This window comes from Pseudomonas sp. LBUM1652, assembly GCF_059716105.1.
Genome location: NZ_CP166804.1, coordinates 1,844,817 through 1,856,348, shown reverse-complemented (window position 1 = coordinate 1,856,348; position 11,532 = coordinate 1,844,817). Strand labels below are relative to the sequence as shown.

Genomic DNA, 11,532 nt, shown 5'->3' with positions numbered 1-11,532 from the left:
CGCCACAGCGGTGTTCACTCAGTCAACCGTCGCAATTGCTCGACCACATAGTCCTGCTGCTGATCGCTCAGCAAAGGAAACAGCGGCAGGCTGATCGCTTCGGCGTAATAGCGCTCGGCTTCGGGGAAGTTTCCCTCGGCGAAACCCAGGTCGCGATAGTACGGCTGCAAATGCAGTGGAATATAGTGCAGATTCACCCCGACTCCGGCCGCGCGCAAGCCTTCGAAGACCTGGCGGTGGCTGAGATTGATCCGATCGGTCTGCAAGCGGATCACGTACAGATGCCAGGCGGATTCAGCGAGCGGTTGGGCGCTCGGCAAGGTCACGGGCAAATATGTCAGCAAATTCGCGTAACGTGCCGCCAGCTCGCGTCGACGGGCGATGAAACCGTCCAGTTTGTTCAGTTGCGACAAACCGAGCGCGGCTTGCAAGTCGGTGATCCGATAATTGAAGCCTAGTTCCACTTGCTGGTAATACCACGGGCCGTGGCTGGCTTCAGTCATCTGCTGCGGATCGCGGGTCATGCCGTGGCTGCGCAGGCGTTGCAAGCGCTCGGCCAGTTCCGGGCGATTGGTCAAGACCATGCCGCCCTCGGCACTGGTGATGATCTTCACCGGGTGGAAGCTGAACACGGTCATCGCGGCGAATTCGCCGCACCCGACCGGCCGCCCGGCATAGCTGGCGCCCACTGCATGGGAGGCGTCTTCGATGACGGTGAAGTTGTAGCGCTCGGCCAACTCGCCGATCTTGCGCATGTCGCAGCTCTGACCGGAAAACGCCACCGCCACCAGTACTTTTGGCAGTGTGCCGTCCTGCTCGGCCTGATCCAGCTTCGCTGCCAGCGCGAAAGCATCGAGGTTCCAGGTCAGCGGATCGATATCGACAAAATCAACGTCGGCGCCGCAATAACGCCCGCAGTTGGCCGACGCCAGAAAGGTGTTCGGCGTCGTCCACAGGCGGTCGCCCGGGCCAAGTCCGGCCGCCAGACAGGCAATGTGCAGCGCTGCGGTGGCGTTGCACACCGCCACCGCATAATTCGCCTGACAACGTTCGGCCATCGCCTGCTCGAAACGCTCGATGGTCGGACCCTGGGTCAGCCAATCCGACTGCAATACCTCGACCACCGCATCGATGTCAGCCTGATCGAGGCTCTGGCGGCCGTAGGGAATCATGCCGAGAGCTTCGCGTGCAGGTCAGCGATCTGTCCCACCGAGAGGAACTGCGGGTTGGTGTCGGAGCGGTATTCGAAGTCCTCACTCACCGGCTGGCCGCGCTCGCCGAGCTTGTCCACGGCAAAATCGACATCGACGCTGGTGAAGCGAATCGATGGCTGGATGGTGTAGTGATCCTCGAATTCAAGGGTCATCCGCGCATCGTCCAGCGGCACCATCAGCTCATGGAGTTTTTCCCCCGGACGGATGCCGACGTTTTTATGCGGCAGATGCTCGGCCATGCCCCGGGCCAGATCGACAACGCGGATCGACGGGATCTTCGGCACAAACACTTCACCGCCGTGCATGCGTGCAAAGCTGTCGAGCACGAACTGCACACCGTGATCGAGGGTGATCCAGAAACGCGTCATGCGCTCGTCGGTGATCGGCAGTTCGGTGGCCCCGTCAGCGATCAGCTTGCTGAAGAACGGCACTACCGAACCGCGCGAACCGGCCACGTTGCCATAACGCACCACGGCAAACCGGGTCTGCTGCTCGCCGGCAATGTTATTGGCGGCGACAAACAGTTTGTCCGACAGCAACTTGGTCGCGCCGTACAGGTTGATCGGGCTGGCAGCCTTGTCGGTGGACAGCGCGACAACTTTCTTCACGCCGTTATCGATGGCGGCGGCGATAATGTTTTCAGCGCCGTTGACGTTGGTACGAATGCACTCGGTCGGGTTGTATTCCGCTGCCGGCACTTGTTTGAGCGCGGCGGCGTGAACCACGTAATCGATACCGCGCATGGCTTGACGCAAACGATCGGCGTCGCGCACATCGCCGAGGAAGTAACGCATGCACGGCGCGTTGAACGTCTGCTGCATTTCGTACTGCTTGAGCTCATCGCGGGAGAACACCACCACGCGCTTGGGTTGGTATTGCTCCAACAGGCGACGAATGAAATTACGCCCGAACGAGCCAGTGCCGCCGGAGATGAAAATCGATTTACCGTTGAACATGTCTAGAGTCCTGTTTCCTGTGCACGAGGCGTCAGGCGAGCAACTGCGCCCAGTTCACACTGGACGCAGCGCCGAGAGTAAAGCCCTTGCCGGTCAGGGAAAGGTTCTGGTTGTAAGCCGTGTCTTGAGCGAAGCGAGCCTGCCACTTGTCACGTAGCGCGGCAGCCAGTTGCGGCGCTTCGGGGAGCACGCCCGGATGCTGGATTTGCGCTTGTGGGCACCAGACCGTCAGGTAACCGGCATCGGCTGCTTTCAGACACAGATCAATGTCGGCGAACGCCGTGTCGAAATGTTCTTCATCCAGACCACCGAGTGCTTCGAACAGTGCTTTGCGAATCATCAGACAGGCGCCGGACACCGCCGAATAGTTCTGTTCGACCAGATGGCCGAACAGGTAGCCCGGAGCGTCTTTTTTCTCACCGACGTACGCCGCGCCAAGCAGATCGTTGAGTCCCAGAATCAAGCCACCCTGAGTGGTGACGCCACGTGCATCCTGCAGTTTCGCTCCGACGATCCCGACTTCGGGCCGTTGCGCCTGATTGAGCAGTGCATCAAGCCAGTTGGCATTGACCACTTCGGCGTGCGCGGAAAACAGCACCAGGTATTCACCTTTGGCTTCAGCGCCAGCGAGGTTGTACAACGCCGATTCGCTCAACCGCTCGCTGCTGCGCAGCACCCGAACTCGCTCACCCTTGCCCTCCAGATTGCCCAGCCATTCAGCCAGTTCCGCAGACTGGCTATGGTTGTCGACAATGAGGATTTCGTGGCGCTGATAGCGGGTTCGTTGCAGCAGGCTGACCAGCGCCGACTGCAACGCTTCGAGGTTGTCCTCACTACGCAGAATGATCGACACCAGCGGCCGTTCGCTGTGCTGATAGTCGATTTGCCAGGTTTGCGGCAACGTCGAACCCACTTGGCCGCGGTATCCGCGCTTGGCGAGATGACGTGTCAGGGTCTGACGCTCATGAGCGTTTTCTTCAGCAGGCGGTGCGTCGCAGATCAGCAACGGCTCCGCCAGATGAGCAAGGCCAGCCAGCCCGCCGTCTTCGATCAAGCGCAGCAAAAGGTCGAATTCCAGCGCATCGCTGTACTCGGCGGCGAAGCCTTTGGCCTGAACCAACACATCGCGCTGGAACAACCAGTGTCGCGCCATCATCGACGGCACGGTTTGCAGCAGGTCGAAGTTGACCCCCGGACGGAACACATCCGCCAGCGCACCGCCCGGCTGACGCTGGATTTCATCCATCGCCACGGCGCGCACTCCTTCGGCCCCCAGTAGTTCAAGGCTTGCACGCAGCAGACCGCTGGCAGTGAACTGGACCCCCGCCTCGGCGAGCATGATCCAGTCGCTACCGATCTGAGGCAGCAGTTGATTGATCCGCTCGACGTAGTTGGTCGTGGTCACTTTGACGAAATGCACGGTATCGCGCACGGTCGTGGTCGCCGGCAACTCCCCGGTGGTGAGTACAACCAGTTTGAACGCCTTGCAATGGCCGCCAACCAGGCTGTCGAAGGTCGTCTGCAGCTTGACCATGTCGGCATCCAGATCCAGCAGGAGAATGCCCATTTGCGGACCGCCGGCATGGCTGGTCAGGTGCCGGGTGATTGCTGGCAGTTGCGCAGGCTCGGGATCACGCGCTTCGAGCCATTGCAGCAGCCGCCCGGTCGGCATGTTTTCGAAAAGCTTGCGCTCCTGTTGCCCCGGTACCGAATTCAAACGCTCCAGCCAGGCCTGTAGCTTCACCCCTTCTTCAGGCTCTTCACTGGCAAGCATGGACTCGGCCAGGCGTTCGACTACCTCGCGATTGAACATGTTCAGGGTCAGCGCTTCCCATAGACGCGCGCGAATCGTCCGTTCATCGTCATTGGGATGAACACGCATCAATTCGTGCTGACGCAGCAACACACCTTCCAGCTCCTGCAATTGCAGGCGCCCGGCAGGCATGGCGTGCAGCAGGAATTCGTACTCGGTCAACAAGTCGAAAACCGGCTTGTTGTAGAACGGCATCTCGACAAATTGCTCGGGCGCGAATGAGCGCACCGGCTCCTGACCCGGCTCAATCCACGCCGAGCGGAAAATCGCTGCACCGGACAGCGAACGCCCCTTGAGCAGGCAGTCAGCCATTTCGGCAAAACTGTTCAGGGCAATCTGCTTGATCGCGGCCGGATCCTGACCACTGAAAGCAGTAGGGATCGACGCCAAAAACTCGGCAAAGCGCTCGCGCTCGGCTACGGTTTTCGCGTCTTGCCAAGTCAGGACCGTCAACACGTTGGTGTTGTGATCAGAGCTGCCGTAGTTGGCTTCGCGCACCGCAAAAGCAATCGGCAGAACCCGCGCCTTGGCGCACGCCAACAGATAAAACGTGTGACCGATTTCCTGCCATTCGAAACTGGTGCCCGCCGGCAGCAAGCTATACCACTGCTTTAGCAGATCGGTTCGGGTCACCGCATAGAACGGCGGCAGGAACTGCCCCATGAATTCCATGACACGGGTTTCCGGCTGTGCCGAGTCATAGTCTTCCTGAATAAGCTTGTCGCGACGGTAATAGGTCACTTCGCTGGCACGGGTCAGGTACATGAACCCGTAGCCGTGGCACAGGCCGTAGTCAGGATTGGCCTGGAGGAAATCCACGGAGGCCGTCAGTGCGTCATGGATCAGGAAATCATCGTCGGCCGCAAACACCATGTACGGCGTAGTCACCTGCTGCACGCCCCAACTGAGCTTTTCCTGCAGGCCTTTGTAGGAGTACTGCGGCAAATGACGATAGTCCACCGACGGAAAATCGACAGCGATGCGATCATCGCCCTGCACCGTCGAATCCAGCACCAGCACCTTGGCCGCGTAGCTGCTGTAGTACTGCAATGTACGACGCAGAAACGCATTGCGGTTGTGGGTGATCACCACCACCGTGAACAGCTCGTTCAGCGGTGTCGTGTTGGTTTGAGTGCTGCTTTGAACCTGCATTTTTCCTATCCCCACAACCGGCCAGACGCCTGATGCCTGAAACTGTTTTTGATTAACGAACGCGACGCAGATAACCGTCCGGCGCCACGGTGATCAGCAGTTTGTTTTGCAGCTGCTGGTCAATCTCGAAATCCTTGTTCTCTTCCAGGTATTTCCATACCGCGGTTTTCGGGTTATCGCCCGGGCCCCATGGACGGTCCGGGAAGAAATCGGCCGGCATGTCTTCAACCACGGTGTCCATGACCACGCAGTAGCTGTCGACCGACACCAGCGGAGCGTACAGACGCAGCTCTTCGAGCACGTGATCGTGGGTGTGGTTGGAGTCGAGCACCAGAATGACTTTCTTGCCGGCGGCTGCGGCTTGCACCTGAGCGGCGATGGCCGCGTCGATGCTCGAACCTTCGATCATCTTGATGCGCTTGGCCATCGGATGGCTTTCGATCGCTTCACGGTTGTGCGGGCGAATATCGAGGTCGATGCCCAGCACTTCGCCGTGGCCTTGCAGCTCCAGCAGGGAGGCGTAGTAGATGATCGAACCGCCGTGGGCGATGCCGCACTCGATAACCAGATCCGGTTTGACCTGCCAGATGATCTCCTGCATCGCCATCATGTCTTGCGGCAACTGAATGATCGGGCGACCCATCCACGAGAAGTGGTAGCTGTACTTGTGTTTGGCCGATTCGTTGAAGAAATCACGGGCCAGGCCAGTGAGTTTCTGGTCGTCACCTTGCTGGGCGATCTGCTCGCGGCATTCGGCTTCAAAGGCTTGGTTAATGCTGTTGTCGGTCATGGTCAAAATCTCAATGGTCACTGGAACGAAGCGCTATCGACGGCGTGATAGACGTAGCGTCCACCGGTCATCCGCTTGATTTCTTCGAGGTAATTGGAGTTCATCACAAACAGGTTGGCGCCTTCGGGCAAGGCGTCCATGGCCTCTTGCGGCGAGGACACGCGAGCGCCGCTCAACGGCAGATAACGACCCTGCTTGGCCGGGTTGATATCCACCACACGATCCACCGCCACTCCCGCACGTTGCAGGGCCAGCGAATAGATCACGCCTTTGGAGGAGGCGCCCCAGATCGCCGAACCCTGCTCGGGGGCGGCCTGAATGATCTGCACCGTGCGCTCGAGGCTGGCGGTGAAACCGTCAGGCAGCGTCAGGCGTGGCACCGGTTGTTCCGGGGTCAGGCGCAGCGTTGAAAGGTCGGCGACGATGTACAGGTATTGGCCACCGAACAGGTGACCGGCCTCGTGCACGGTGCCGAACATCCGGCGCAGGTCATCGAGGCGGAAATAATTGACGTGTTCGTAGAACAGGTCGAACCAGGCTTTGTGCTCGAGGATCCAGTCGAAGCACGGCACTTCGATGTAGATCTGCCCGCCCTGATTGGCTTCGGCGATCACCGACAGGAAGCTCAGCGGGTCCTCGATGTGTTCAAGCACATGACGCAGCACGATAGCGTCCGCCGCCAGGCCAAGACCGCGAGTGAACGGTGCCTTGATCACGTCGGCATTTTCGCCTTCGTAAGCCGGATCGATGCCGGTGATCGAGTAGCCGAGGCCCTTGAGCAACTCAAGGAAGTAGCCTTTGCCACAGCCAACTTCGATCAGTTCCTGACCCTTGAAGTGTTTGGCGATGATCCCTTCAACGTCGCTCAGGTGCTTCTGGAACTGGCCGGAATGCGCCTGCTCGTTTTGATAGTCGGCGTCGTAGCTGAGTTTGTCGGCGTCGAACGCGGCGTTGAAGATCAAGCCGCTGCGCTCATCCTGCACCAGCAGCATGTCGGCACTGGCCGAGGCCTGCGCCGACTCGGGATCGGCGAAGGTGCGGTTCTGCAGCACCGGCAAATTGGTGACGCGGTACAACTCGTGCCTCATTGCGGCTCTCCCAATAACTGTTGCAAACGCTCGGTCACCGCCCAGAACGCCAGCGGTTCGTGGGTTGGGTATGGGTAGTGGCCGAGGTTCAGCTCGATGGACTTGCCGCGCTCACGCAGGCGTTGTTCGACCAGCGCGCGTACCGACACTGGCTGACCGCTGGCGCAATTGATCACGCCATTGAAATCGCGTTGATGCAGGATCGCGGCAAGGTTATCGGCAGCGGTCTTGATCGGCAGAAAGTCGCGCAGTTGTTCGCCGGCAGACATGTTGAACGATGGTTCACCCGCATCGATCGCCCGGTCCAGCGCCGCCAACAGACTGTTAGGGTTCTGCCCTTCTCCATGCAGGTAAAACAGCCGCGCCCATTGCAAGGTGAACGGATGTTCCTGCTGCAGATTCTGCAAAAACAGGTGCAACGTATGCTTGGCCAACCCGTAGGGATTGCTCGGGCGCGGCTCGGTACTTTCGCTTAGCGGCCCGCTCTGCATCCCATATTCAAAGCAGGTACCGGTCACCAGAACCTGCTTCACACCCGCCTCGACCGCGCTTTTGATAAAGCGATAATCGGCCATCAGGTTGTGCTCGAAATGAAACAACGCGCGATAGTTCGGCAACCCCGGCCAGGCCAGATGCGCCAGCGCATCGACATCCTCGGTCAATACAACGACGTCGAGATCGGCAGCGTGAATATCCGCCGCGACGAATTCGACGTCGTTGATCCACGGCATGCCCTGCGCGGTTTCTGCATTGCGCGCCACGGCTCGCACTGCGCAGCCGCGCGCCAGCAATGCCGCGACCAGATGCCGGCCGACGAAGCCCGTGGCTCCCGTCACCAGCACTTTCACAGCACGCTCAACTCAGGCACGGCGATCACGAAGCGGCCGTCCCATTGACGCACCTGCGCCAGTTGCTGACTGACTTCGTGCAGCAGGTTCCATGGCAGCACCAGCACATAGTCCGGTTTCTCGATGTCGATCTGCGCCGGCGCGACAATCGGGATGCGACTGCCCGGCATGAACTTGCCCTGCTTGTGCGGGTTGGCATCGGCCACCCAAGCCAGCAGGTCGGGTTTGACCCCGGCGTAATTGAGCAAGGTGTTGCCCTTGGCCGCTGCGCCGTAGCCGACCACACGCTTGCCATCGGCCTTGGCCTGCAACAGGAAGCGCAGCAGTTCATGCTTGATGCGTTCGGCAGCCGGCGCGAGGGTCGTGTAGTACGCGGCAGTTTTCACACCCGCATCGAGTTCAGCCTGCAACTGTTGCTGCACTGCCGGTTGTACCGCGCGGCGCTCGCCGTCCTTGCGCTGCACGAACACCCGCAGCGAGCCACCGTGAGTGTTCAACTGGCTGACGTCGAACACTTCCAGACCATTGCGCTCGCACAGGGTCTGCACGGCGGTCAGCGACAGGTAGGAATAGTGCTCGTGATAAAGCGTGTCGAACTGCGCGCCAGCCATCAGCGTCAGCAGTTGCGGGAATTCAAAAGTGGCTACGCCGGCAGGCTTGAGGAGTGCCGCGAAACCGCCCAGAAAATCGTTGATGTCCGGCACATGCGCGAGCACGTTGTTGGCCGCCATCAGGTCGGCGCCCCAGCCCTCGTTTTTCAGCTGCGCGGCCGTGTCGCGACCGAAGAACAGCTCACGAATCTCCAGACCCTTTTCCCGCGCTGCCTGCGCGGTGCTGCGAGTCGGTTCGACGCCCAGGCACGGGATGCCGCGACCGGCGACGTACTGCAACAGATAACCGTCGTTGGCGGCGACTTCAACCACACGGCTTTCAGTGCTCAGGTCAAAGCGTTCGACCATCTCGGCCACATAGCGCTCGGCATGCGCCAGCCAGGTGCTTGAAAACGAACTGAAGTAGGCGTATTCGGCGTCGAACAGGCTGTCGGCGCGGGTGTAGTCCTCGGTCTGCACAAGCCAGCATTGCTCGCACACGGCGACCTTCAATGGCACCCATTGCTCGGCCTGTTCCAGACGATCGGCATGCACGTAAGCATTGGACGGTGGCGAGGTACCGAGGTCGATCAGCGGCAGGCTCAACGGTGCGGCGCACCCACGGCAGTTCATAGACGCACTCCAGCAAAGTGTTGATCGAGCGCGGGATGGCTGGAATCACGCACTGACAAATTATTGACAGGCAACGGCCAGGCAATCGCCAGCCGTGGATCGTTCACCGACAGACCGCCCTCGTGCTCCGGCGCGTAATCGGCGCTGTGCAGGTAGAGCAACTCAGCATCTTCGGTCAGCGTCTGGAAACCGTGGGCGAACCCGACCGGGATCAACAGGCTGCGACCGTCACCGGCCTTCAGGTGCTCGGCGTGCCAGTGCAGAAAGGTTTCGGAATCGGGACGCAAATCCACCGCCACATCCCACACTTCACCGCGCAGGCAGGTGATCAGTTTGGCTTCCGGCGCATTCGCGTTTTGATAATGCAGACCGCGCACACTGCCCTTCTCGCGGGTGCAGGAATGGTTGATCTGGCGGATGTGAAATTCGCTGCCAAACGCACTCAAACTGCCTTCGCAGAACAGTCGAGCGAAGTGCCCGCGCTGATCTTCGAAGCGTTTGTGCTGGACACTGAACAGTCCGGACAGCGGCAATGCGAGCAAGGAGAACTCGCTCACAGCGCGCCTCGGTACAGATTCAGTTGGCCGAGAGTGACGGCGCGCATGTCGTCGCCGTTCTGCCACGCCAAATGCCAGTCGAGGGTCTGGGCCAGGCATTGCTGCAAGGTCCAGCGTGGTTGCCAGGCAAGCAGTTGACGTGCGCGGCTGCTGTCCAGACGCAGCAGACCGGCCTCATGCAGTTCGCTCGGCTCGATGCGCAGGCCACGCGCCTGTGGCCAGCCACTGGCGAGCAATTCGACCACTTCGCCGACGCTGCACATATCCGCTTCGCTCGGGCCAAAGTTCCACGCACCGGCGTATTCCGGGCCTTGTTCGTAGAGGCCGGCGGCCAGTTGCAGATACCCAGCCAATGGCTCCAGCGCGTGCTGCCATGGGCGCACGGCTTGCGGGTAGCGCAGGGTCACCGGCTCGTCTGCCGTCCAGGCCTTGAGTACGTCGGGAATCAGTCGTTCCGGGGCGAAATCACCGCCGCCCAAAACGTTGCCGGCACGCGCCGTGGCCAGGGCCAGACCGTGTTCGGCGTACTTTTCAGCCGGGAAGAACGACGCCGCATAAGACTGCGCCAGCAATTCACAGCAAGCCTTGCTGCTGCTGTAAGGATCGTGACCACCGAGGGCTTCGTCCTCGCGGTATGGCCACAGCCATTCCTTGTTGGCGTAGACCTTGTCGGTGGTCACCAGCACGCAGGCGCGCACGCAACCGACCTGACGGATCGCCTCAAGCAGGTTCAACGTGCCCATGACGTTGCTGGAGTAAGTGCCGAGCGGATCACGATAACCTTCACGCACCAGGGGCTGGGCCGCCAGATGCAGGACGATTTCAGGCTCGGTGTCAGCGATGATCTCCAGCAAGGCGCCGAGATCACGCAGATCGCCGCGTTGGTCGTTGATGCCTTCGTGGACCCGCGCCAGTTCGAACAGGCTTGGTTCGGTCGATGGATCGAGGGAAAATCCGCTGACTTGCGCGCCAAGGCTTTGCAGCCACAGGGTCAGCCAGCTGCCTTTGAAACCGGTGTGGCCGGTGACCAGCACACGCTTGCCACGCCAGAAATCAGCACTCAGGCCCATTGCTTCCATGGGGCCTCCCCGCTCATCCACAGCGCTTCAAGATGGTTCTTGTCGCGCAGGGTGTCCATTGGATGCCAGAAACCTTCGTGCTCGAAGGCTTTCAATTGTTCGTCCTCGGCCAGACGGGCCAAAGGTTCGGCTTCCCAGGTCGTCTCGTCACCGCTGATGTACGGCATCACTTTGGGGGAGAGCACGAAGAAGCCGCCGTTGATCCAGCCGCCGTCGCCACGAGGTTTTTCGGTGAAGCCAAGCACCTGATCGCCTTGACGTTCAAGGGCACCGTAGCGACCCGGCGGCTGCACCGCCGTGACGGTCGCGAGACGGCCGTGAGCTTTGTGGTAATCCACAAGCTGAGCGATGTTGATGTCGGAGACGCCGTCGCCGTAGGTGAAGCAGAACGCCTCCTCATCCTTCAGATAACGCGCGGCACGCAGCAGACGGCCACCGGTCATGGTTTCCTCGCCGGTGTCGATCAGCGTGACGCTCCATGGCTCGCTGTAGTTCTGGTGCACGTCCATGCGGTTTTCGCGCATGTTGAAGGTGACGTCGGAGGTGTGCAGGAAGTAGTTGGCGAAGAAGTCCTTGATCGCATAGCCCTTGTAGCCAAGGCAGATCACGAAGTCGTGAATTCCGTGGGCGGAATACTGCTTCATGATGTGCCAGAGAATTGGCTTGCCGCCGATCTCGATCATCGGTTTGGGCTTGAGGTGCGACTCTTCACTGATGCGCGTGCCGAGGCCACCCGCCAAAATAACTGCCTTCATCGTCTCCCCTCTTGTTCTTCACCTGACTCGGCCAAGCGGTTGCAGGCCTTTTGGCTA

10 protein-coding genes are annotated in these 11,532 nt (G+C 60.3%); all 10 read right to left on the bottom strand.

Annotated features, from left to right (window positions below; all coding sequences use genetic code 11):
* Positions 1 to 14: 14 nt before the first annotated feature.
* The 10 genes from pseC to rfbF are packed head-to-tail and all read right to left on the bottom strand — an operon-like array spanning position 15 to position 11,475.
* Complete coding sequence (gene pseC / locus ACA069_RS08390) at positions 15 to 1,172, bottom strand: UDP-4-amino-4,6-dideoxy-N-acetyl-beta-L-altrosamine transaminase (protein WP_187677364.1); 1,158 nt, start codon at positions 1,170 to 1,172, stop codon at positions 15 to 17.
* Positions 1,169 to 2,170, bottom strand: coding sequence for a UDP-N-acetylglucosamine 4,6-dehydratase (inverting) (gene pseB, locus ACA069_RS08385; protein ID WP_305442024.1), 1,002 nt, complete (start codon positions 2,168 to 2,170; stop codon positions 1,169 to 1,171). Before pseB ends, pseC begins: the two co-directional genes overlap by 4 nt.
* Positions 2,171 to 2,201: 31 nt before the next feature.
* Positions 2,202 to 5,135: a TIGR00180 family glycosyltransferase gene (locus tag ACA069_RS08380; RefSeq protein WP_489878503.1), complete on the bottom strand. Its 2,934-nt coding sequence runs from the start codon at positions 5,133 to 5,135 to the stop codon at positions 2,202 to 2,204.
* 52 nt (positions 5,136 to 5,187) lie between these two features.
* Positions 5,188 to 5,925, bottom strand: coding sequence for a cephalosporin hydroxylase family protein (locus tag ACA069_RS08375; protein ID WP_187677361.1), 738 nt, complete (start codon positions 5,923 to 5,925; stop codon positions 5,188 to 5,190).
* A gap of 17 nt (positions 5,926 to 5,942) precedes the next feature.
* On the bottom strand, positions 5,943 to 7,013 hold the full coding sequence (locus ACA069_RS08370; protein WP_497617053.1) for a class I SAM-dependent methyltransferase: 1,071 nt from the start codon (positions 7,011 to 7,013) through the stop codon (positions 5,943 to 5,945).
* A complete protein-coding gene (locus tag ACA069_RS08365) occupies positions 7,010 to 7,861 on the bottom strand; it encodes an NAD-dependent epimerase/dehydratase family protein (protein WP_497617051.1) in 852 nt (283 codons plus the stop codon). The genes ACA069_RS08370 and ACA069_RS08365 overlap by 4 nt, the downstream gene beginning before the upstream one ends.
* The gene (locus tag ACA069_RS08360; protein WP_401271040.1) at positions 7,858 to 9,084 is read right to left on the bottom strand and encodes a methyltransferase domain-containing protein; all 1,227 of its coding nucleotides are present in this window, start codon (positions 9,082 to 9,084) and stop codon (positions 7,858 to 7,860) included. The genes ACA069_RS08365 and ACA069_RS08360 overlap by 4 nt, the downstream gene beginning before the upstream one ends.
* A complete protein-coding gene (locus ACA069_RS08355) occupies positions 9,081 to 9,641 on the bottom strand; it encodes a dTDP-4-dehydrorhamnose 3,5-epimerase family protein (protein ID WP_497617050.1) in 561 nt (186 codons plus the stop codon). The genes ACA069_RS08360 and ACA069_RS08355 overlap by 4 nt, the downstream gene beginning before the upstream one ends.
* Positions 9,638 to 10,720 (bottom strand): CDP-glucose 4,6-dehydratase, encoded by a 1,083-nt coding sequence (gene rfbG / locus ACA069_RS08350; RefSeq protein ID WP_187677356.1) that lies wholly within the window; start codon positions 10,718 to 10,720, stop codon positions 9,638 to 9,640. The genes ACA069_RS08355 and rfbG overlap by 4 nt, the downstream gene beginning before the upstream one ends.
* Positions 10,702 to 11,475 (bottom strand): glucose-1-phosphate cytidylyltransferase, encoded by a 774-nt coding sequence (rfbF, locus tag ACA069_RS08345; protein ID WP_401271033.1) that lies wholly within the window; start codon positions 11,473 to 11,475, stop codon positions 10,702 to 10,704. Before rfbF ends, rfbG begins: the two co-directional genes overlap by 19 nt.
* Positions 11,476 to 11,532 lie beyond the last annotated feature (57 nt).